General features: G+C 65.1%; 1 protein-coding gene. It reads right to left on the bottom strand.

The annotated features are described in order from the left end of the window. Nucleotides 1-530: 530 nt before the first annotated feature. Nucleotides 531-1,469, bottom strand: coding sequence for a ParB N-terminal domain-containing protein (locus TY51_RS18910; RefSeq protein WP_231559148.1), 939 nt, complete (start codon nt 1,467-1,469; stop codon nt 531-533). Nucleotides 1,470-1,613 lie beyond the last annotated feature (144 nt).

Below are 1,613 nucleotides of genomic sequence, written 5' to 3'. Positions count from 1 at the left end.
CATCCCCCCGAGACGCGCCCCCCGGTCGAGAGCCTCTAAACCGCCCGCATGTCTCGCTCACCGCTTACACCGCCAGGCCCCCCGGTGTCGGCGGTGAGTATGACGAAGCCGCCGCCATCACCCTCATCATGCCCTGGTCCCCGACCAGCGGCATGATGAGGCTTTCCAGCGTGTGACAAATGCACGTCGCCATGGGCGGCGTGCTCTGCCCTGCATCCCCGCATCTGCCCAGACCACGCGGCATAAACGCCACTGATCGACAAAGGGCGGTCAATTCGCATAAATTATCTTATATTCAATGACTTACACGATATAGTTGGGCTTGACATTAATACTTGCCGCTAAGGTCGAAACTCTGTGTATCGGCGGACGGCCTGTCGGTCCTTGAGCAGGCCGACCCATCCAGCCCCCCTGCCCTTTCACACGCCCCTTACTGGCTGCCGCGCCTTGATCGCGCAACAGCCAGCACCTACCGGCATTAACCCCTCACCCGACACCACGCCCGGTCACAATGGTTTCGCCACGAAACCCTATCGCTCCAGCAGCGCGCGAATCTCCAGCATCAGGCTGTCCACCAACTCCGTGGTCAGGGCCGACCCTTCCAGCCGCAGCAGGTGCCCCCTGCTGTCGCTGGACCGCCGGATAGTGACCCCGCTGGACGTTCGCAGGGTCTTGTCATCCAGCCAGCCATGCGCCGTCACGGGCCGCTTGGGGCGCCCTCCCCGCGCCGGATCGCGCACCACCTGCTCCTGCAGCCGGATCACCGGCTCGATCACCGCCCATTCCGCATCCGCATCCTCCGGTGCCGCATGGGACAACGCCTGCCTCACCTGGCTCTCGCCCCCCTGCCGCAATGCGGTGGCCAGTTGCAGCCCACGGCGTTCGGTCAACTGCTCAGGGAATTGCAACATATCTCCAAGCTCTTCAAATATAAGGGAAAAAGATCGAATCTTCGACCGTTTCGCTTTCGATCCGGTGCCGAAAAGCTTGTCCACGGCATCTTCGGTGTTCGCAAAGGCGCCATGGTTCGCGGCGATCACGGCGATGCGGCCACGCTCGAAATGGCTCAGGTTCTCGCGAACCTCGTTCTCCTCGATCATCTGGACAAAGGCGCTGCCGGCATCCGCCCGGGGACGGATGATCGCCCGGATGGTGGCGTACTTGTCGGCCTGCGTCAGGTCCCGCAGACCCCGCGTGGCCAGCAGGCGACGATAGCCGGACAGGAGACCATAGCGTTGTCCCGCCCTGCCCTCCTGCTCCAGTTCGAACACCTCGATCGGCAGGCGCAGGCCATGCGCCGCGATCGACTGGCGCAGCTCCAGCATCTCGGCCTCGCCCATCGTCATCCGGTCGCGGATCATCGCGTCCTCGTCGATCTGCTCCAGTGGCAGGTCGACCATCAGCAGACCGCTGTCCTGCGCCGCATGCAGGCGCGCGGCGTCGGCCTCGGCGCGCGCCGGGCCCGGCACGCGTGTCGGCGCCGTCGGGCTGGATCTGCGAGGCGCTGTCGGCCGCGACCTGCGCGATCGGCGCGATTCCCCGGACCGCCGCGGCGCGGTCAAAGGTTTCGCTGCGAAACTCCGCCTCGATGCGGGTCAGGTCATCGGTGCTGG

It is taken from the genome of Paracoccus sp. PAMC 22219, from assembly GCF_000787695.1.
Lineage (GTDB): Bacteria > Pseudomonadota > Alphaproteobacteria > Rhodobacterales > Rhodobacteraceae > Paracoccus.
The sequence above is the reverse complement of the archived record's forward strand: the minus strand, read 5'-3'. Positions and strand labels throughout refer to the sequence as shown.